At 44.5% G+C, this 19,705-nt stretch carries 19 protein-coding genes; 13 read left to right on the top strand and 6 right to left on the bottom strand.

Features of this window, described 5'->3' with window-relative positions; all coding sequences use genetic code 11:
* Positions 1-10 precede the first annotated feature (10 nt).
* Complete coding sequence (locus tag AR334_RS17780; RefSeq protein ID WP_066314384.1) at positions 11-1,012, top strand: DUF3231 family protein; 1,002 nt, start codon at positions 11-13, stop codon at positions 1,010-1,012.
* Positions 1,013-1,063: 51 nt separating this feature from the next.
* Here AR334_RS17780 and AR334_RS17775 read toward each other — a convergent pair whose 3' ends face one another.
* Positions 1,064-1,576, bottom strand: coding sequence for an acyl-CoA thioesterase (locus AR334_RS17775; RefSeq protein WP_066314378.1), 513 nt, complete (start codon positions 1,574-1,576; stop codon positions 1,064-1,066).
* Between the two features lie 106 nt (positions 1,577-1,682).
* Here AR334_RS17775 and nadE point away from each other — a divergent pair, with 106 nt between their 5' ends.
* The 11 genes from nadE to AR334_RS17720 all read left to right on the top strand — a co-directional run bounded on the left by nadE (position 1,683) and on the right by AR334_RS17720 (position 13,899).
* Positions 1,683-2,504 carry an ammonia-dependent NAD(+) synthetase gene (nadE, locus tag AR334_RS17770; protein WP_066314376.1) on the top strand — a complete coding sequence of 274 codons (822 nt, stop codon included), beginning with the start codon at positions 1,683-1,685 and terminating at the stop codon, positions 2,502-2,504.
* Positions 2,505-2,970: 466 nt separating this feature from the next.
* Positions 2,971-3,489, top strand: coding sequence for a hypothetical protein (locus AR334_RS17765; RefSeq protein WP_066314373.1), 519 nt, complete (start codon positions 2,971-2,973; stop codon positions 3,487-3,489).
* Positions 3,490-3,596: 107 nt separating this feature from the next.
* Complete coding sequence (locus AR334_RS17760) at positions 3,597-4,793, top strand: MASE3 domain-containing protein (RefSeq protein WP_082693000.1); 1,197 nt, start codon at positions 3,597-3,599, stop codon at positions 4,791-4,793.
* Between the two features lie 148 nt (positions 4,794-4,941).
* Positions 4,942-6,366: an amino acid permease gene (locus tag AR334_RS17755; RefSeq protein ID WP_066314368.1), complete on the top strand. Its 1,425-nt coding sequence runs from the start codon at positions 4,942-4,944 to the stop codon at positions 6,364-6,366.
* A gap of 143 nt (positions 6,367-6,509) precedes the next feature.
* Positions 6,510-7,343, top strand: coding sequence for an amino acid ABC transporter substrate-binding protein (locus AR334_RS17750; protein ID WP_066314367.1), 834 nt, complete (start codon positions 6,510-6,512; stop codon positions 7,341-7,343).
* Positions 7,330-8,025, top strand: a complete 696-nt coding sequence (locus AR334_RS17745) for an amino acid ABC transporter permease (protein ID WP_066314365.1) — start codon at positions 7,330-7,332, stop codon at positions 8,023-8,025. Before AR334_RS17750 ends, AR334_RS17745 begins: the two co-directional genes overlap by 14 nt.
* 44 nt (positions 8,026-8,069) lie before the next feature.
* On the top strand, positions 8,070-8,804 hold the full coding sequence (locus AR334_RS17740; protein ID WP_066314363.1) for an amino acid ABC transporter ATP-binding protein: 735 nt from the start codon (positions 8,070-8,072) through the stop codon (positions 8,802-8,804).
* Between the two features lie 334 nt (positions 8,805-9,138).
* Positions 9,139-9,675 carry an NfeD family protein gene (locus tag AR334_RS17735; protein ID WP_066314359.1) on the top strand — a complete coding sequence of 179 codons (537 nt, stop codon included), beginning with the start codon at positions 9,139-9,141 and terminating at the stop codon, positions 9,673-9,675.
* Positions 9,676-9,741: 66 nt separating this feature from the next.
* Positions 9,742-11,259, top strand: a complete 1,518-nt coding sequence (locus tag AR334_RS17730) for a flotillin family protein (RefSeq protein ID WP_066314354.1) — start codon at positions 9,742-9,744, stop codon at positions 11,257-11,259.
* 578 nt (positions 11,260-11,837) lie between these two features.
* The gene (locus AR334_RS17725) at positions 11,838-12,548 is read left to right on the top strand and encodes a response regulator transcription factor (RefSeq protein WP_066314353.1); all 711 of its coding nucleotides are present in this window, start codon (positions 11,838-11,840) and stop codon (positions 12,546-12,548) included.
* On the top strand, positions 12,526-13,899 hold the full coding sequence (locus AR334_RS17720; RefSeq protein ID WP_066314351.1) for an ATP-binding protein: 1,374 nt from the start codon (positions 12,526-12,528) through the stop codon (positions 13,897-13,899). Before AR334_RS17725 ends, AR334_RS17720 begins: the two co-directional genes overlap by 23 nt.
* A 533-nt stretch (positions 13,900-14,432) precedes the next feature.
* Here AR334_RS17720 and AR334_RS17715 read toward each other — a convergent pair.
* From AR334_RS17715 to AR334_RS17695, 5 genes are all read right to left on the bottom strand, one after another.
* On the bottom strand, positions 14,433-15,194 hold the full coding sequence (locus AR334_RS17715; RefSeq protein ID WP_066315366.1) for a (S)-benzoin forming benzil reductase: 762 nt from the start codon (positions 15,192-15,194) through the stop codon (positions 14,433-14,435).
* A 104-nt stretch (positions 15,195-15,298) separates the two neighbouring features.
* Entirely contained in the window at positions 15,299-16,045 is a 747-nt protein-coding gene (locus AR334_RS17710) for an ABC transporter ATP-binding protein (RefSeq protein WP_066314350.1), read from the bottom strand.
* The gene (locus tag AR334_RS17705) at positions 16,042-16,740 is read right to left on the bottom strand and encodes an ABC transporter permease (RefSeq protein ID WP_066314349.1); all 699 of its coding nucleotides are present in this window, start codon (positions 16,738-16,740) and stop codon (positions 16,042-16,044) included. The genes AR334_RS17710 and AR334_RS17705 overlap by 4 nt, the downstream gene beginning before the upstream one ends.
* Positions 16,741-16,811: 71 nt before the next feature.
* Positions 16,812-17,681, bottom strand: coding sequence for a substrate-binding domain-containing protein (locus tag AR334_RS17700; RefSeq protein ID WP_066314347.1), 870 nt, complete (start codon positions 17,679-17,681; stop codon positions 16,812-16,814).
* Entirely contained in the window at positions 17,678-18,622 is a 945-nt protein-coding gene (locus AR334_RS17695) for a helix-turn-helix transcriptional regulator (protein ID WP_066314345.1), read from the bottom strand. The genes AR334_RS17700 and AR334_RS17695 overlap by 4 nt, the downstream gene beginning before the upstream one ends.
* A 266-nt stretch (positions 18,623-18,888) precedes the next feature.
* On the opposite strand from AR334_RS17695, the gene AR334_RS17690 reads away from it, so the two are divergent.
* Entirely contained in the window at positions 18,889-19,551 is a 663-nt protein-coding gene (locus tag AR334_RS17690) for an FMN-dependent NADH-azoreductase (RefSeq protein WP_066314342.1), read from the top strand.
* The last annotated feature ends 154 nt before the right edge of the window (positions 19,552-19,705 follow it).

Below are 19,705 nucleotides of genomic sequence, written 5' to 3'. Positions count from 1 at the left end.
GGCATATGTGATGGTTGAGCGCAACATTAGGTTATCGAGTTCAGAAATCGCCGGTCTTTGGGCGGCCTATCTACAAGAGAGCATGACCGTTTGCTTGCTCACCTATTTCCAACATCATAATCAGGATGATGACTTAAAGACTATTTACCAGCAGGCCTATCAGATTTCAAATGGCCATCTTGAAAAAATAACCGGCATTTGTAATGCGGAGGGCATTGCTGTGCCGGTAGGTTTTTCTGAGGATGACCTTGATTTATCAGCCCCGCCATTATTTTATGATATGTTCGGGCTAACCTTAGTGTACATGATGAGCAGGCTATCAATGATTAACACGGGCTTTATTACCGCAAATGTTGCCCGTAAAGATGTGCTTGATTTTTTCGTGATAATGGTTCAGGAATCCACGGTTTTATACCAGGAATCCACGGAGTTATTACTAAAGAAAGGCTTATATGACCGACCTCCAATGATTCCTTATCCGACCAAAGTGGAATATGCGGAAAAGCTCTCCTACCTTAGCGGCTTAGGAAAAAAGCGGCCGGTAAACGTCGCCGAAATCACCGAGATTTTTTTCAATATCGAACGAAACTACTTTTCTACTTTGCTTTGTATGGGCTTGCTCCAAGTTATTAAGGACAAGGAAATCCATGCCTTCATAAAGCAAGGGAAAAAAATATCCGAGTATCAAATTAGAACCTTTACTAATATTTTGATGAAAGAGGAACTGTTGGGCAACATTTCGACCAACATAGAGGTGACGGACTCAACTGTCTGTCCATTTTCTCACCGTCTGGTCGTCACCCTTTTCCATTCTCTGAATGGTATTGACATTACCCTGCTCGGCCACGCTCTGTCGCTGTCAATGAGGTCTGATTTGGTGATGCATTACCAAAAATACATTGCAGAGATTCTGCTGTATTCCGCCAAAGGGGTAGATATCATGATGGACCGCGGCTGGTTCCAAGAACCGCCCCAGGCGCCAAGCAGGAGGGACCTTCAAAAAATAGACTAGGTTCGCGGTTTGATGGCCGCGAACCACCTTCTTGTTTTGCTGAAATTTTTCCTATTCCCAAGGCTTAATTGTGGTAAAATAAGCCGCTAGTTCCTTGCTGCTTTTGCGGTGTAACTTACGCTTCTCTGCACGTTCTTGTCCCGTTTCGAACAGCTTTTTTTCCTCTTCTGTTTCCGGGATGATTTTCGGTACTTGGGTTGGTTTGCCGTGTTCATCAAGGGCAACGAAGGTTAAAAATGCCGTTGCGGCAATTTTTCGGTTACCAGTTAATAGGTTTTCGGCAATGACTTTGACAAACACCTCCATCGATGAAGTGCCGGTCCAAGTGATAAACGATTCGATACATACCGAATCCTGTTGAGTGATCGGGTGAAGAAAATCAACGGAATCAGTTGAGGCTGTGACAATCCCTTTTCTCGAATGCCTTGTTGCTGAAATTGATGCCACCATGTCTATATCGCTCATCAGCTTGCCGCCAAACAGCGTGTTATGGTTATTGACGTCGTTCGGGAACACCCGGCTCGTTCGGACCACCCGTGATTCATTGCATGTTTTTGCGTCCATTTTTCAAAACCTCCTCGTTATAATTTAACCCTATCTTTAGTGAAAATAAAGTGATTGTGGTACATTAACAATAAAGAAGTTGTTAAATAAGGGGGGCCTCAGGTCGATGAGTTTTCAGGAGAGGATTATCAAGGAGTTAAACGTTTCCCCTTCGATTGAACCGAAGGATGAGATTCGCAAGCGAGTAGATTTTTTAAAAAATTATTTGTTAAAAACGAAGGCCAAAGGCTATGTATTAGGCATCAGCGGCGGACAGGATTCTACACTGGCAGGACGACTGGCGCAGATGGCCGTGGAGGAACTGCGTCGTGAGGGAACTGACGCGACATTTATAGCTGTGAGGCTTCCATACGGTGTCCAGAAGGATGAGGACGATGCCAAGAAGGCGATTGCGTTTATTCAGGCTGACAAGGAAATGGTGTTTAATATCAAAGCGGCTGTCGATGAGGTGCAAAAGGAGTATGATGCAACTGCTCCGGGCCAGCCATTAAGCGATTATCAAAAAGGGAACGTAAAGGCACGGATGCGGATGATTGCCCAGTACGCAGTCGGTGGCATGGAGGGTCTTCTTGTGATTGGGACGGACCATGCGGCCGAAGCGGTGACTGGGTTTTATACGAAATATGGCGACGGCGGGGCCGACGTTTTGCCATTGACGGGGTTGACGAAACGGCAGGGAAAGGCGCTGCTGAAAGAGCTCGGTGCCGAAGAGCGTTTGTATTTAAAGGTGCCGACCGCCGATTTGCTCGATCAAAAACCGGGCCAAGCCGATGAAACCGAACTTGGAATCACCTATGATGAACTTGACGATTACCTAGAGGGAAAAACCGTCTCGCCAGAGGTTGCCGAGAAGGTCGAAAAACGCTATATGATGAGCGAACACAAACGAAGACTTCCTGCCTCAATGTTTGACGAGTGGTGGAAGTGAGTATTTTTGGGGGGCTGCCTTGCTCGGGGCGGCCCTTTTAAATGTTAAAGATCCTCAAATTGAGAGTGCGGATTTGGATAAGGTGGTTAGAGGACAGAACATAGGAGAAATTGAAGTGAAGTGTCCTCAATAAGGGTGATAGAGGACAGAAGAGTGTGAAAGTTAAAGCAAAGTGTCCTCAACAAAAACAGGCAGTCCCATTGGAGGAGTAGGAGGCTAAATTTTCCCCGTCCACTACGCCAATGGACGTTATTGGAGCAGTCGACCACCGGTATTTTCCCGAGTACTGCTCCAATAAACCTTTAAAGCAGCAATTACCATTTTTCAATTATCCCATATTCCCAGCCCGTCGTTATTTTTCCAAAAATTCTTCCATAAACGTTCACAACCATTAAAACACTCACGATCAAAGCGGGTTTATAATGAAAATCAAAAGTAAAATTTTCGATAGAAGGCGGCTTTACTCATGAAAAAGCTCGTAATCATCACCGGTGTGTTTCTGCTAGCTGCAGGATTATTTAGTATTAAATATTTCACGATACTGCTGGATTCAAAGGAATCTGCAATCGTAATAAATAAACCTTACCCTTTTAAAGAAAACTACAAAAATACGGAAAATATGGTCAACGCCGTCGACCATATTTTCATTGGTGAAGTGGTAACGGAAACAGGACGTGAACCCTACAACGGTCGCCATAATACCCAATTTAAAGTCATGATCACTCAAAATATTAAGGGGGCCTTAATGGGCGACATCACCGTCAACCAAGAGGGCGGGTATTACAAAAAGCACGGGAAACTGTACTTGGAAACCTATGAAAATACCCTTATCTTAAAAGAAAAGCAAATGTATTTATTGGCTGTGACTAGAACGGACAAAGGCTTTTTTCAAGTCGTGCCAGTGTACGGGGCTACCCCTTTAAAAAACGAAGAGGAAAAATACGAGCAAATCGCCATAATCAAACAAGCCATGGCCAAAGAGTGAAACGTATTTAAAATATTCACAAAAATTCTATAAATATAGCCGTGATACAGGCTTTTTCGGGTCTATAATAAAATCAGGAAAAACTCTGGTAAATAGAGGTGGTGTTGATGATGAAGTCGCAATTAACGGAAGGGAAATTTCTTGTTTATTCAACGATGGCCATCGTTTTGCTACTTGGCATCCATTTGTTCCAAGAGCAAATCAATACCTTTTATAACCCTAATAATTATGTTGGCTTCCATACCCTGCTTGAAAGCTTCAGCATCTCGACATCATCCGCCATCATGCTATATGGATTGAAAAACTACGGAAAATCCGGGTCAAGTCAAATGCTGCTGCTGTCGTTTACCTTTTTGGTTGTTGGAACATTGGATATGCTCCATACCTTAACATTCAAAGGAATGCCGTTTTTCCTCACTGAAAGCTCGGTGGCCAAAGCAACCTGGTTCTGGGTATCCGCACGAGCCATTCAAGCCGTGTTGATTTTAGCCATTCTGGTGCTTCCAAATTGGAAATTAAAAAAGGATTACCGCTTTCCGATGTATCTATTGGCTTTCCTAATGATCGGTGCCATTGGAACAGTCGTCTTTACTTTTGAAAAAAGCCTCCCTCTTCTGGTGATTGAGGGGAAGGGGACGACTCTATTAAAAAACGGAATTGAATATTTCGTCTGCTTCGTGCAGTTTCTCGCGCTCATTTTCACGCTCTACAAATACCACATGGAGAGAAGTGAAACAAAGCTGGCGATTGCGCTCGCACTGTTTTTCCTGCTTTTAACCAGCTTGATTTTTACCATTTACCGTAGTGTATTTGACCTCGATAATTTTACAGGCCATATTTTCAAGGCGATTGGCTTCTATTATATACTGAAGGGTTTTTATTTTAAAAAAGGCGAGTTCGAGCGCGCCGAAATGGAACATCAAAAGCTGATTAACGACCTGCCCGGGTTTATTTTCAAAGCGGCCAAGAAGGGCAATCAGTTTGTCTTTACTTATGGGGCGGGCGAATTGCTCCAGCAGCTGCATATTGAAAAAGATGAATTAATCGGGAGGCCGCTCAAGGAAGTTTTCGCCGCGAACCCTACCATTATCCATGAATATTGCCAATTGGCGCTAAACCTTCAAGATAAAACGGTTTTTGAAATGGAACATCTTGATAAAACACTGCTGATTTCGATTAAGCCAGTTTTTGAAGAATTTGAGCAAGAAGTGGTGATCGGATCTGTTATTGAAATGACTGGATTCTATCAGGAGCCTGCCATGAAGGGTAGAAACAAGAAAAGATCAAAGTTTGCTGTCATGTGACCCGTCATTGGGTCGCATTTTTTTGCACAATTATTTTAATTCTCTAATACTTTAGCAAGGTAAAATTTTCAATTGACAGGTACTTGTAGGAGGCTTTATTATATTAGCATACTAAAGTAAATGGTGCTCATCGAGAGGGGCTTACATCATGGGGAAATCAAATAAATTGGGTTTTTGGGTATTAACGGCATTAGTCGTAGGAAATATGGTTGGATCAGGCATTTTCATGCTGCCAAGGTCGTTATCGGAGGCAGCGAGTCCTGCTGGTGTCATCTCGGCGTGGCTGTTTACCGGTTTTGGCGTGTTGACAATTGCGTTGGTGTTCGGCAATTTGGCGATTCGCAAGCCGAACTTGACGGGCGGCCCGCAAATTTATGCCAGTGCACTTTTTAAACAAGGTTCTACGGCTTCGAAATTATCAGGTTTTATGTCCTCTTGGGGTTATTGGGTCGGGAACTTGGCAGGGATTGTCGCGGTCATTACCACTTTCGCCAGCTATTTATCGACGTTCTTTCCAATCTTAACGAGCGCAACGCCATGGTTTACCATCGGTAGTTTCACGGTTAAAGTAGGAAACGGTTTAACCTTTATCATTTGCACTGCACTTTTATGGGGGATTCACTTTATCATTTTGCGCGGCATGGAAAGTGCCGGAAGACTAAACTTTGTGGCCACAGCGGCAAAAGTGGTCGGCTTCTTCCTGTTTATTATTGTCGGTTTGTTTGCCTTCCAAAAAAGTAATATCATGCCGTTTACCGCTGCCAGATTTGATGAAGCGGGGCAGGCGATTGGCATGATGTCACAGGTTAACAATGCAGCAGTTAATACATTATGGGCGTTTATCGGGATCGAGTCGGCGATGGTGTTTGCCGGCCGTGCCAAAAAACAAATCGATGTAAAGCGCGCCACGATACTTGGCTTATTTATCGTGTTGGCCATCTATATCGGCATCAGCACCCTCGCAATGGGGATGCTTGACCAAAACACCTTAATTCAGTCGGATAAACCGTTAATCGATGCGATTCAAACCGTATTGGGCCCGCTTGGCGGTAAGGTATTGGCGGCTGTTGGATTGATCAGCTTATTCGGTTCAACCATCGGCTGGGTCATGCTAAGTGCGGAGGTCCCATACCAAGCGGCGAAGCAAGGACTGTTCCTGCCAGCATTTTTAAAAGAAAATAAAAAGGGCATGCCGTCCTTTTCGCTGCTGTTAACGAACGGATTGGCGCAAATCTTTGTTTTTTCAACAATATCGAAATCGATTTCCGGCGCCTTTGACTTTATCATTGTCATTGCAACATTGGCGTATCTGGTCCCATACTTCATTTCATCGGTTTACCAATTAAAGCTTGTCGTAACCGGCGAAACATATACAGGCAACAAAGCCAGAATCACCGACGGGATCATCGCTCTGATCGCCACCCTCTATTCGACATGGGTCATCATTGCCGGAACGGCAGATCTCAAAACGTTTGGCTTAGGCGTCCTGCTAATTGCGAGCGGCATCTTGTTCTGCCGCCCGATTTTGAAAAAGCGTACAATCGTCAAACAAAAGAAGGCATTATCTGCTTAGCCTATCGATTTTTTTTCGATAGGTTTTTATTTTTTAAAAAAGGGAAAAATAACTAAGAAATATTTCTTTTGACAGAGAAGAACTATTGTAATAATATTAAAAACCGATAAGACAACTGAGAATTGGATATAGGAGGTTCAACGATGAAAAAACTTTCACTATTATTTGCGTTATTGCTTAGCTTCATGCTCGTATTGGCGGCATGCGGCAAGGATGATGCGAAAAAGGATGAAAAGAAAGAAGATAACAAGACAGCTGAAAAGGCTGATAATAAGAATTTACTGGCCAAGGTTAAGGATGACGGAAAGATTCTTGTCGGAACGGAAGGTACATATGCTCCATTTACGTTCCATGATCCAAGCGGTAAATTAACCGGTTTTGACGTTGAGCTAGCTGAAGAAGTGGCTAAGCGGATCGGCGTAAAGGTAGAGTTTAAAGAAACCCAGTGGGATGGTATGTTTGCCGGACTTGATGCCAAGCGCTTTGACATGGTTGCCAACCAGGTAGGAATCCGTCCTGACCGCCAGAAAAAATACGATTTTTCAGATCCGTATATTAAATCTGCGGCGGTTTTGATTGTTTCTAAGGATAACGATAAAGTAAAAGCATTTGAAGACATTAAGGGATTAAATTCTGCTCAATCGTTGACAAGTAACTACGCAGATATAGCGAAAAAATACGGTGCCAATCTTGTCGGAGTCGAGGGCTTCCAGCAGGCAGTCGAACTGCTCGGCCAAAAGCGAGTTGATACTCACATAAACGATAAAATTGCTTATCTCGATTATATGAAGCAAAAGCCGGATGCGCCGATTAAGATTGCTGCAACAAGTCCCGATGCTTCTGCCAGCGGGTTCTTGTTCAGAAAGAACAGTGACACACTCGTTGATGCTGTCAATAAGGCATTAAAGGAAATGGTCGACGACGGTACCTATACAAAAATTTCCGAGAAATGGTTTGGTGTAGATGTACTTAAGTAGTATTTTTACTGACCCGGAACGGGCCGAAAAACTCATTGATATTGCAAAAACCTCCCTCTGGCCGATGCTGGAGGGAGCTATTATGAATACGATCCCGTTAACACTTCTTTCGTTTGTTTTTGGATTGATCTTGGCGGTGTTGACTGCGCTTGCCCGAATTTCACATATGAAGCTGTTACAGGGCATTGCCCGCGTGTACGTTTCCATCATTCGCGGCACGCCGTTGTTAGTGCAATTATTCATTATTTTCTACGGGCTGCCGAATGTGGGAATTACACTTGATCCATTTATTTCAGCGGTAATCGGTTTTTCGCTGAGCGTTGGGGCATATGCGTCAGAAATTATCCGCGCCGCCATCCTGTCGATTCCGAAAGGGCAATGGGAAGCAGGTTATTCTATTGGTATGACATACACTCAGGCATTGCGGAGAATTATCCTGCCTCAGGCGGCAAGAGTATCTGTACCGCCATTATCGAATTCATTTATTAGCTTAGTAAAAGATACATCACTTGCCTCACTTGTACTAGTGACGGAATTGTTCCGCCGCGCCCAAGAAATTGCCGCACGGAACTATGAATTTTTGCTAGTTTATACAGAGGCTGCGATAATTTACTGGGTCATTTGCTTTTTCCTGTCGATTTTGCAGCAATACATGGAGCGTCGCTTGGATCGCTACGTGTAATAATTTATCGATTCTAATCCAATCGATAAAAGGGAGTTTTTACAATGATTTCTATTAAAGGATTACACAAGCAATTTGGTCAGCTTGAGGTATTGAAAGGTATTGACCTACAGGTAGATAAAGGAAAGGTTGTCGTTGTCATCGGCCCATCCGGTTCCGGCAAGACGACCATGCTCCGCTGCCTCAATGTCCTGGAAACGCCGACTAGCGGTGTCATTTCCATCGAGGGTCAGAGCCTTGATTTTTCCAAAGCTGTTTCGAAAAAAAATATTGCTTCGTTCCGGCGTCTAACCGGAATGGTGTTTCAAAACTATAACCTGTTCCCGCATAAGACGGCGCTCGAAAATGTTATGGAGGGCCCAATAATCGTTAAGGGTGAGTCGAAAGAAGCCGCCCGAAAGAAGGCATCAGGACTGCTTGAAAAGGTGGGCCTCGGCGATAAGATGGATTATTATCCTGCGCAATTGTCAGGCGGCCAGCAGCAGCGTGTCGGCATCGCCCGTGCGTTGGCGATGGAGCCGGAAGTCATGCTGTTCGACGAACCGACCTCGGCGCTTGACCCCGAGCTTGTCGGCGAGGTTTTAAAGGTAATGAAAGACTTGGCGCAAGAGGGCATGACGATGATTGTCGTCACTCACGAAATGCGCTTTGCCCGTGATGTCGCTGATGAGGTCATTTTCATGGACGGCGGCGTCGTTGTCGAACGCAACAAGCCGGAAGAAATTTTCACCAACCCAAAAGAGGAACGAACAAGGAAGTTTTTGAATATGATACAGTAAGGTGCTCTAGTTTCAGGCTGGGGCATTTTTTTTGTGAAAAAACTTTTCATGCATGGCATTGCTCTTGTATTATTTTGTGAAAAATACAATAGATACTGTCGAAGATTGGAAGGATTAGGTATAATGATATATAGGAAGCTTTCAAACTAATAGCCTGGAAAATAACATAATTTTCCCACAAAAAAGTGAAACTTTTCCCGTTTTTGTTCGTATTACATACCATACAGCATCTAGGGAAGGACAGATGCCACCATGCTAATTTGAAAGCGTAATCCCCCTGAAATACCTTTCTTTGTATTTCCCAAAATACAATTTTTGAAAAGGAATGATGCGAATGGAACTTTTCGGCTTACCAATCGTGACGGTTTATTTGTACGCCCTGATTATATCAGGGGTCCTGACGTTTTTGTATGTCCTGTTTGCAGATGTATTGCATATTGATACCGGTGACCTTCACTTCTTAAACCCGGTACTGATACTGGCATTTATCACCTTTTTGTCTGCAAGCGGTTATTTGTTCGAAAGATTATCTAGCCTTCATTATTTGCTTATTTTGGGTATCTCCGCAGTTATCTCATTTATTCTAGTTACGTTATTAAATGTATTTATACTCGTACCGCTGTCTTCCGCGGAGGAGTCGCTTGTTTACAAAGAATCTGACCTGAGGGGACGGATTGGCAAGGTCATCACTCCGATTCCTGTCGACGGATACGGCGAAGTGATCATTGAGAACGCCAGCGGGAGAATTGCCAAGCCGGCGAAAAGCTTTGACGGCGAAGCGATTCAGAACGACACCAAGGTGCTTGTGGTCCAGGTGAAAAACGGCGTCCTCGAAGTAACCGTTAATCAGGAGTTGGAAAGCTTTTTATAGTGAGGTACTCGGTGGACCAAAAATCTGCCGGCTAAAATATTCACCACAGAAAGAGGAGGTTGTTCGATGGAATTTAATTTTGTATGGGTCATTATTGGGATTGTCGCACTTATTTTAATTGCACTGATTGGAGTCTTTGTAACTAAGTACAAAACCGCGGGACCTGATGAAGCGCTGATTGTAACGGGAAGCTTTCTCGGAAATAAAAACGTGCAAGTAGACGAAGCGGGCAATAAAATCAAAATTATCCGCGGTGGCGGTACGTTCATCCTACCAGTATTTCAACAGGCCCAACCGTTAAGTTTATTATCGAGTAAACTGGAGGTCACTACGCCTGAAGTCTACACGGAGCAAGGTGTACCTGTAATGGCCGACGGTGTCGCGATCATTAAAATAGGCGGCTCGATTAGCGAAATCGCTACTGCAGCCGAGCAGTTTCTTGGCAAGCCGAAGGATGATCGAGAAAATGAAGCGAAGGAAGTTTTAGAAGGACATCTGCGCTCTATCCTTGGTTCAATGACTGTCGAAGAAATTTATAAAAACCGTGATAAATTCTCGCAAGAGGTTCAACGTGTCGCTTCACAGGACTTAGCGAAAATGGGACTTGTCATCGTATCATTTACAATCAAAGATGTCCGTGATAAAAACGGCTACCTGGATGCCCTTGGTAAGCCGCGGATTGCGCAAGTGAAGCGAGATGCTGATATCGCCACAGCTGAGGCGGATAAAGAAACCCGGATTAAAAAAGCGGAAGCAGCCAAAGATGCCAAACGTTCTGAATTAGAGCGGGCCACTGAAATCGCCGAAGCTGAAAAAGTGAACCAATTGAAAATAGCGGAATTCCGCCGCGAGCAGGATATTGCCAAGGCGCGCGCCGATATGGCCTATGATCTTGAAAGTGCCAAGGCGAAACAAGATGTTACCGAGCAAGAAATGCAAGTTAAGATTATTGAACGTCAAAAGCAAATTGAGCTCGAGGAAAAAGAAATCCTTCGCCGCGAGCGCCAGTACGATTCCGAAGTGAAGAAGAAAGCCGACGCCGACCGTTATGCGGTTATCCAGGCTGCTGAAGCGGAAAAAGCGAAGCAAATCGCCGAGGCCGAAGCGAATAAATACCGGATTGAAGCGATGGCAAAAGCGGAAGCGGAACGCGTCCGTATCGACGGTCTTGCCAAAGCGGAAGCGCAAAAGGCTCAAGGTCTATCAGAGGCAGAAGTTATTCGTATGAAGGGTCTTGCTGAAGCGGAAGCGAAGGAAAAAATCGCAGAAGCGTTCGAGCAATTCGGCCAGGCTGCGATTCTCGACATGATCGTCAAAATGCTTCCAGAATACGCGAAGCAGGTCGCTGCACCGCTTTCTAATATCGATAAGATTACTGTTGTTGACACCGGCGGTTCCGGTGAAAATGGCGGCGGTGCCAACAAAATTACCAGCTATGCGACCAATTTAATGGCGAGCCTCCAGGAGTCATTGAAGGCATCCAGCGGCATCGACGTTAAGGAATTGATTGAAAACTACTCCGGCAAGGCGAATGTTAGAAGCAGCATTGACCAATTAACAGATGAAATTAAGAAGAAAGATTAATAGGTCGGAAAAATCCCTACCAAGCGTGACGCTTGGTAGGGATTTTTTTTCAAAGGCTCTGTTATTATTCATTTTGATTTTTTTGCTTATAAGGTAAATAAGCGGAGATTTTCCTGCTATTGTAAAAAGACGAGCTTAGAAAGCCGATACAAGCGGAGAAATTCCGCCTATCGGCTCTAAATAGGCCAAATCCCAATGATTTGAATCATATAAGCGGAAAAACTCCCCTTATTTATAAGGAAATATGGGTATTTCCCAATTTAGCCGGAATTCCTCCGCTTATTTTTCCGAACACAGTGAATCGACCATTCAGATATAATACACCTTTCAAAAAGAAAAAAGTGCTCCGCATTTCGGAGCACCCGTTATATCAAGAGAGAGGTATTTTGGGATGAGTAAGATGGCTTACTGCATCTTGAAGGTGACAACGTAAACTTGGGGGTCCGTCGTGATCACCTTCTGTACCTTCATCCTATCGAAAAAGATTGAAGATGTTATGAAGAACTTGTGGTGAATTTGTGAAGTTAGAAAAATCACAGACCCGGCATGGTATATTTATAGTATGGGGAGTGATTACGATGAAGATTTTAATAGTCGACGACGAACGTAGAATTGTAGAAGTTCTCGAGGCATATTTAGAGAGAGAAGGCTATGAAATTCACAGTGCTGATAATGGAATCGATGCGTTGAAAAAAGCAAAAACCGTCAGCCCTGATTTGATTATATTAGATTTAATGCTTCCGGACATTTCCGGGGAAGAAGTTTGCCGCCTTGTGCGGAAGGAGTCGGACGTGCCGATTATTATGCTAACAGCCAAATCAGCCGAGGACGACCGCATCAACGGAATTGTCATGGGGGCCGATGACTATATCACAAAACCTTTCAGCCCGAGGGAGGTAGTTGTCCGGGTCCAAGCCATCCTCAGGCGTATTAAGAAACCTGAAAAAGTGGAGCGACTGGAATTTAACGGAAGGAAACTCTCGATCGACTTAGAGAAAAAAGAAGTTACCGCTAACGGGCAGTTAATAACCCTTACCCCAATTGAGTACAAACTGTTAACCAATATGGCGACCAACCCTGGCCGTGTCTACAGCCGCATGGACCTCCTCGAAAAAATTCAGGATGAGGGCATGTATTATGAGGGCTATGAACGCAGTGTCGATACCCATATCAAAAATCTTCGTAAAAAAATCGAAACCGATTCACGTCAGCCGGAGTTTATTGTGACTGTTTTTGGCATGGGCTACAAATTTGGAGGGGTACTAGATGCTGCAAACGCTCCGGTCTAAGATTCTTTTTTATCTCGTTCTGATTTCGATGATCGGGATCCTGTTTGTCAGCTTTTTTATCCAGTGGGGGTTTGAGGAAAGCTTTAATAGTTACCTGGACCGAAATAGGGATAAGAAAGTTGACCGCATTATCACTGAAATTGAGAAGGATTATCAAAGGCACGGACATTTTACGCAGGATCCGGTGTTTGCAATGCTTCACGAATACGCGATGGGCGATCAGCTTTATTTTCAGTTGTACGACCGGTTCGGGCAAATCCAAATGGACTCCTCGAATATTCGCAGCATGCTGAACAGCCTGGGGTTAACCGAGCCCGGACTGAATGATGAACAGTGGCATTCCAAGACTTACACTCTCAGGGTGAATAATACTGTCATCGGAAAGCTGGTGGCGATCTACCCCGTGGGACTGATTGATGATGAGTATAAGTTTATTCAAACGATTCAGTTTTACATTATTGCGGCAGTCTGTTTGACAGTCGTGCTGGCGATTGTGTTCAGTATGCTTTTTTCAAAAAAATTGACCTCTGGGCTACAAAAGCTGCAATTTGCCGCCAATGAACTACAGCAGCATAACTTGGACATCCGGATTCCTCTGAAAGGCCTGCCGACAGAGGTCAAGCATTTGGCGATTTCGTTTAATAATCTGGCCGAGTCGCTGTCAAAAGAGGAAATGCTCCGGAAGCAATTTACTGGCGACCTTGCCCATGAATTGCGGACACCGCTGGCCACATTAAGAAGCCAAATCGAGGCATTCCAGGACGGTATTTGGGAGCCGACACCGGCAAGGCTGCAGGCCAGTCATGAAGAATTGATGCGTTTGGTTAGGCTTGTTAATGAGCTTGGTAAATTGCTTGCTGCAGAAAATCCGCAAATTAGGCTGGAGAAAATCGAGCTAGATGCCGGCAGCGTACTGGCGGCATTATGGGAAATGTTCATGCCGATTTTTAAGGAGAAGGGTGTAGGGCTTTTGATTGAAGAGCCCGAACATGAGGAATTATTTGTCGCTGATAAGGACAGGTTAATGCAGGTCCTGTCCAATGTCCTCAACAATGCGTTGAAGTATACACCTGAAGGCAAAAGCGTGACCATCTCGGTGGCAACAGATAGGGAAGGTTTTGTCGGTTTTAGGATTGCGGATGAAGGTGCCGGCATGAAAGAGGAAGACATTCCACATATTTTTGAGCGCTTCTACCGCGGCGACAAATCGCGCGACCGCAAAACCGGCGGCGTCGGGATTGGCTTGTCGATTGTAAAAGCGCTGATGGACGCCCATAAAGGCATCATCAAGGTAAAAAGCCGACTCGGAAAAGGGACAAGTATCACCTTGTGGTTTCCGAGGGAAGACTAGGTTTGTGATTGGCGACCGAGATGGAGAGCGAACGGCGAAATGGGTAGCCAATAAGGTGGATTGGCGACCGAGATGAAGATTGAACCACGAAATGGGTAGCCAATAAGTTCGATTGGCGACCGAGATGAAGAGTAGAAGACGAAATGGGTAGCCAATAAGGTCGATTGGCGACAGAGATGAAGAGCAGAAGACGAAATGGGTAGCCAATAAGGTAGTTTGACGACCGAGATGGTAAGCGAACTATGAAATGGGTAGTCAATAAGGTGGATTGGCGACCGAGATTGATAGTGAAACACTAAAAGGGTAGCCAATAAGGCTGATTGGCGACCGAGATGGTGAGCGAACGGCGAAAAGGGTAGCCAATAAGGTGGATTGGCTACCGAGATGCAGAGTGAACCCCGAAAAGGGTAGCCAATGAGGTCGATTGGCGACCGAGAAGAAGTACAAACTCCAAAACGGGTCGCCAATAGAATGTGATTGGAACCTGCGACCGCATAATAAACGGCAGCCAACGAGGGCTGCCGTTTTTCCGTCTATTTGTTTAACAAATCATTGATATGATAAACCTTCCCGCTCTCAGCATCCCCGCTCAAAACTAAATCCACAAGGGCATCCGCGACCGTTTCCGCTGGAAGCAGCATATTGTTTTCCTTATACCCCTTGAATTGATCGAGATCCCTGAAGGCATCCTTGGAGGAAGAGCGGATGGTTGCCTGCATGTCGGTATCCATAATCCCCGGGCTGAACGCAATAATTTTATTCTGCGTTTTCAATTCCGCCTGCTCCAGCGCCGCTGTTTGCGTGAACATATTGAGCCCGGCCTTAGAACTGCAATAAACGCTCCAGCCCTCGATTGAGCGAACAGCCGCACCCGAGGTCACATTAACTGCCTGGACCTTTGTTTCTGTATGCTGTGCTTTGTTAAAAAATATATTGGTTATCAAGATTGGCGCAATTAAATTAATTTGGACGTTTCGAATGACTGGTGTCTGATCCAAGTTCCCTACTGTATGAATAGGGTCTACAACACCAGCGTTGTTAAAAAGAAGAATCTCACTCGGGTCCTTTTGAAAAATGAAATGAGAAATTTCCATAAATACTTCCTGAACCTCTTTTTCCAAAGCTAGATTACAGGAGAAATGTTTATATTCAGTTCCTTTTTCCAATGCAAGCTTTCTAAGCTCCTTATTCTCTGTTCGGGATACGGAAATGACTGAAATTTCTTCGTTCATCAGCCGTTTGGCAATCGCCGCTCCCAAACCTTTTGAGGCTCCGGTAATAATCGCATATTTCACAAAAAACTCCCCCAGCAACATTTTTTCTTTACCCATATTTTAGGCCTCAGCCCAGTTTAAAGCAAATAAAAAAGGCAGCCCCATAATAGGAGCTGCAAATAAAGTCATCTTGCTATCGGATAAAACTTCTTCCACTCGTTAAGGAAGGATTGGGTGGAAGAATTGGGATGCTCCAGGACCAGAGGGGTCGGCCCTGATTGCTTGATTTCGCCGCCAACAATAATCGCCAGACGGCTCGTCAAATAGTTGATTTCCATCAAGTCATGACTGACAAAAACAGCTGTAGTTTTCGTTTCGGAGATGATTTCCTTGAAATCCTCCATCAGCTTAATTTTTGTTGGGAAGTCGAGTGCGGAAAAAGGCTCATCAAGAAACAGGATTTCCGGCTCGATAATCATCGCTCGCGCCAAATTCACGCGCTGGGCCTCGCCGCCTGATAAATACAGGGCGTTCTTTTTCGCCAAATGGCTAATGCCAAACAGCTCCAGCCAATGAGCCACTTTTTCCTTAATAATGGCTTTCGGAACCTTTCTTAACGTCAATCCAATTGCAATATTGTAAAAAACGGTTCCATCTAAGAGTAATGATTGCTGTAAGGCAATCGAGAATTTTCGTCGTAACTCAAGCGGTGCGCCTCCAGAGGGCAGTGCCTCGCCACGGTACAGAATTTCCCCGCTTGTCGGATTGTCCAAAAAAGTCAGCTGCTTCAGCAAAGTGCTTTTTCCCGCACCGTTTGGCCCCATAATTCCAAGAAATTCGCCATCCCCAATCGCAAACTTAGGGATATTTAGAATCTCTCGGCTTTGCGCCTTATAAGTTAGGTTTTTTAACTCAAGTATCGGTGTCGTCATGAGAAACGCCTCCTTTGCTGCAAAAATGTCAGCAATGCGGTAATCAATAGCGCAATTGATAAGAGAATGAACGATAGTGCCAAAGCGATGTCGAAGTTACCTTTCGAGACCTCCATGACAATGGAAGTCGTTAAAATCCGCGTGTCACCCTTAATGTTACCGCCGACCATCATGGCGGCGCCAACCTCGGCAATCACACGGCCAAACCCAGCCATGATCGCAGCCATGATCGCGATTTTTGCTTGTTTTAACAGTATCATCAATGTTTGCAGTTTGGTCGGACCAAGTGCTTTGATTTGCAGTAACATTTTATCATTAATTTGCTGAAATGCGGTGCAGGTAAGACTTGTCACGATTGGCAAAGACACTAGCACTTGCGCCATGACAATCGCCGTTGGTGTGTATAGCAATTTCCATTCGCCTAGTGGACCGGAGCGCCAGAGGAACATCGTAATCCATAGACCTGCAACCGTAGGGGGAAGGCCCATGCCCATATTGATGAACAGCAACAACACACGGCGCCCGCGGAATTTTGTTAAACCAAGCAGGAGGCCAAGCGGCAAGCCGATCAGGGTGCTAATCAATATAGCAATCAGACAAACTCTTAGAGTCAGCCATGCAATCGAAAACACTTCGGGATCGCCGGTAAAAATCATCTCTATCGCTTTCTTAAGTCCATCGATTAGCAGTTCCATAATGCCCTCCACATTCCATCGCTAAGTTGTCGAAAAGGCCGGGACTAGCACCTAGCACCGGCCTTGATAAATTATTCTGTATAGCTGATAAATAATGATTGTCCGTATTCTTTCTTGCCGAATTCTTCGATTACTTTTTGAGTTTCAGGATTTACCATAAATTCTACAAATTTTTCAGCGTCTTTGCTATTAACCATATTGTGTTTTTCAGGGTTAACCTGCATAACATGGTAGATATTCATTAGATCATTGCCGCCTTCAACAACGATTTTCAAATCAGACATGTTCTTCTGTTGCGCAAGCCATGTTGCACGGTCAGTCAACACATAGCCTCTTTTCTCAGCAGCAACTTGAAGGGTTTGTCCCATACCTTGACCGGTTGATACATACCATTCACCTTCTGGCTTAAGGTTGGCAGCAGTCCAGATGCCAAGTTCTTTTTTGTGGGTACCGGAGTCATCTCCGCGAGAAACAAAAACAGCCTTTGATTCGGAAATTTTTTGGAACGCTGCTTTAATATCGCTTCCGCTTACGCCTGCAGGATTTTCAGCTGGTCCCACTAACACAAAGTCATTGTACATAACGCGCTTGTAGTTGATGGCATCGCCAGCGTCAACGACAGCTTTTTCAGAGGCAGGAGCATGGGTGAGAAGCGCATCTGCTTCACCTTTTGTACCCATTTCCAAGGCTTGTCCAGTTCCGACAGCGATTGTTTTAACTTTGACGTTATTTTCTTTTTCAAAAATCGGAAGAATCACATCAAGTAAGCCAGAGTCTTGTGTACTTGTTGTTGTGGCAAGGATCATTTCGGTTGGTTCAGCTTTTGGTGCTTCTTTCTTTTCTTTTGCTGCTGAAGTTTCCTTGGTGTCTGAATTGCCGCATGCTGCTAAAACCAGAAGCATGAACGCGAACAGAATAGTCAATAAACGATGTTTTCTCATAGGGATAATTCCTCCGCCGTGGTAGTTTGATAGATAATTTTTCCTAACTGTGAAACATCATAGCCTTCCAAATAGGTTAAGCTATTTTTAAAGCTGTCAGATTGTAAATAATGAATTAGTTCGGTGAGACTTTGTTTGTTCTCATCGGTGAAACGAAATACAAGGTCAAAATTCTCCCTTGCAACCGGAATGAAGTCGAGCCCCAGTTGGCTGGCGGCAGACTGAATCCCGAATGCGACATCGACAATTCCTCTGCTTATGTAAGAGGCTGCAGAAAGATGGTTCCATTCTTCGTTGTCGTAGCCGTTGATTTTGTTAGGGTTAATCCCATGCGCCGAAAGCTTGGAATCTAGCAAAAAGCGGGTACCTGCGCCTTTTTGACGGTTAATAAATTGCACGTTTTTTCGCGTCAAATCGGAAAAATCCTGAATGTCCTTTGGATTTCCTTTAGCCACGATAAATCCTTGCTCCCGCTCCGCCAGTCTCATGACCAAAATCTGTTCATAAATAAAGAGCTGCTGGATGAACGGCAGGTTATATTCATGGGACGTCGGGTCCAGGAGGTGCATGGCGGCAATATCGGATTGGCCGCGGTACAAGAGCATCAGCCCTTCAAGACTTCCGATGTAAGAAGGCTGAATTTGCACATTTAAGGCACTGGTTGCCTGCTTGGCAAAATGCTCGACTAAAAAGTCGTGGCTGCCAGACAAGCGAATCGGTACTGCGGTATTGTGCGCGGCTGGCGTTGGTTCTGTAGGACTTTTCTTCGCCGGTGCTTTCATGTTCTCTTTGAATCTGTCCAGCTCTGCCTGTTCAATACGCATTTTGTTTCCGACTTTAAAGGCCTGGAGCTCTCCTCTTTTTATGAGCTCGTATACGGTGTGCTTGGAAATTTGAAAAATCTGCGCAACTTCATCGGGAGTATAGGCCTTGTCCTCCATATTAACCCCTCCTATGCCATTATTTTAAAAAAATCATACCATATTGAATGTGATTTTTGTTATGTTTTGTTAAGTTTTATCTGGTTTAATTGAGTTTTGTTAGGAAATGTCACGAATTGTTCAATGTTTATTACATTAACATACTATCTATAGAACCAAGTTCACAATATCTCCACAAACTTCACTTATTGTTCAACGGTGAGCTTAAAAAATTGTTGTAGTATTGATGGTAGGAATTATTAAATTTTTTTAAGGTAGGGATCCTAATGGCCAAGCTTTTATATATTACCGCTAATCCAAAAACAGACATCAGTCGCTCGAAAGGTGCGCAAATTGGGGAAGTCTTTTTAGAGGAATTTAAAAAGGTGCAGCCGGATGTAGAGATCGAGCATATGCATTTATACAGCATGGATATCCCGGAAATTGACATGGATTTATTATATGGCCGGGCAAAATTATCGTTCATGGGCTACACGAAGGACCAGTTGTCTGAAGGAGAGCGCAGCAAGCTTGAAAAAATGCATGCCCTGGCTGATTGCTTTATCAATGCTGATTACTATGTATTTGTTACGCCGATTTGGAACCTTGGAGCACCGGCCATTTTGAAATCATTTATGGATTGTATGTTCCTTCACGGAAAAACTTTTACCAATACGGCTGAAGGACCAAAAGGCCTGTTGACTGGACGCAAAGCCATTCACATCCAAACACGGGGCGGCATCTATTCCACTGGCATGATGGTCGACTATGAGATGGGCGACCGTTACTTAGGCACAGCGCTTAAATTCCTAGGCTTTGATGTGATGGAAACCGTTTATGCGGAGGGCTTGGACCACTTCCCAAAACAAATCCCAGAAATCATGGCAGCCGCAAAGGAAAAAGCAGCAGAAGCAGCACGAGAAATGGCGAAAACACCTGTAACTCTATAAGAGAAACGGCTCGATTCCACAGAATCGGGCCGTTTTTTATAAAACATAGAACTTTTATTTGCGATTCCTGGTGGCGTATTTGCGGTTTTGGGACTTTTATTTGTGCAGTTTGCAGTTTTATTTGCGAAAACGCACTTTTAATTGCGCACCCTCA

It is taken from the genome of Bacillus sp. FJAT-29814 (assembly GCF_001510715.1).
Classification (GTDB): Bacteria; Bacillota; Bacilli; order Bacillales; family Cytobacillaceae; genus Neobacillus.
Note: the sequence above shows the minus strand (reverse complement) of the source record. Positions and strands in the feature narration are given on the sequence as shown.

Excerpts from the sequence above, each read along its gene's own strand:
- AR334_RS17740 (WP_066314363.1), top strand. The coding sequence starts at position 8,070 with ATGATTTCTATTAAAGGATTACACAAGCAATTTGGTCAGCTTGAGGTA.
- AR334_RS17705 (WP_066314349.1), bottom strand. The coding sequence starts at position 16,740 with ATGGAACTGCTAATCGATGGACTTAAGAAAGCGATAGAGATGATTTTT.
- AR334_RS17710 (WP_066314350.1), bottom strand. The coding sequence starts at position 16,045 with ATGACGACACCGATACTTGAGTTAAAAAACCTAACTTATAAGGCGCAA.
- AR334_RS17690 (WP_066314342.1), top strand. The coding sequence starts at position 18,889 with ATGGCCAAGCTTTTATATATTACCGCTAATCCAAAAACAGACATCAGT.
- AR334_RS17780 (WP_066314384.1), top strand. The coding sequence starts at position 11 with ATGGTTGAGCGCAACATTAGGTTATCGAGTTCAGAAATCGCCGGTCTT.
- AR334_RS17775 (WP_066314378.1), bottom strand. The coding sequence starts at position 1,576 with ATGGACGCAAAAACATGCAATGAATCACGGGTGGTCCGAACGAGCCGG.
- AR334_RS17765 (WP_066314373.1), top strand. The coding sequence starts at position 2,971 with ATGAAAAAGCTCGTAATCATCACCGGTGTGTTTCTGCTAGCTGCAGGA.
- AR334_RS17695 (WP_066314345.1), bottom strand. The coding sequence starts at position 18,622 with ATGGAGGACAAGGCCTATACTCCCGATGAAGTTGCGCAGATTTTTCAA.
- AR334_RS17745 (WP_066314365.1), top strand. The coding sequence starts at position 7,330 with ATGTACTTAAGTAGTATTTTTACTGACCCGGAACGGGCCGAAAAACTC.
- AR334_RS17750 (WP_066314367.1), top strand. The coding sequence starts at position 6,510 with ATGAAAAAACTTTCACTATTATTTGCGTTATTGCTTAGCTTCATGCTC.
- AR334_RS17730 (WP_066314354.1), top strand. The coding sequence starts at position 9,742 with ATGGAATTTAATTTTGTATGGGTCATTATTGGGATTGTCGCACTTATT.
- AR334_RS17725 (WP_066314353.1), top strand. The coding sequence starts at position 11,838 with ATGAAGATTTTAATAGTCGACGACGAACGTAGAATTGTAGAAGTTCTC.
- AR334_RS17700 (WP_066314347.1), bottom strand. The coding sequence starts at position 17,681 with ATGAGAAAACATCGTTTATTGACTATTCTGTTCGCGTTCATGCTTCTG.
- AR334_RS17735 (WP_066314359.1), top strand. The coding sequence starts at position 9,139 with ATGGAACTTTTCGGCTTACCAATCGTGACGGTTTATTTGTACGCCCTG.
- AR334_RS17760 (WP_082693000.1), top strand. The coding sequence starts at position 3,597 with ATGATGAAGTCGCAATTAACGGAAGGGAAATTTCTTGTTTATTCAACG.
- nadE (WP_066314376.1), top strand. The coding sequence starts at position 1,683 with ATGAGTTTTCAGGAGAGGATTATCAAGGAGTTAAACGTTTCCCCTTCG.
- AR334_RS17720 (WP_066314351.1), top strand. The coding sequence starts at position 12,526 with ATGCTGCAAACGCTCCGGTCTAAGATTCTTTTTTATCTCGTTCTGATT.
- AR334_RS17755 (WP_066314368.1), top strand. The coding sequence starts at position 4,942 with ATGGGGAAATCAAATAAATTGGGTTTTTGGGTATTAACGGCATTAGTC.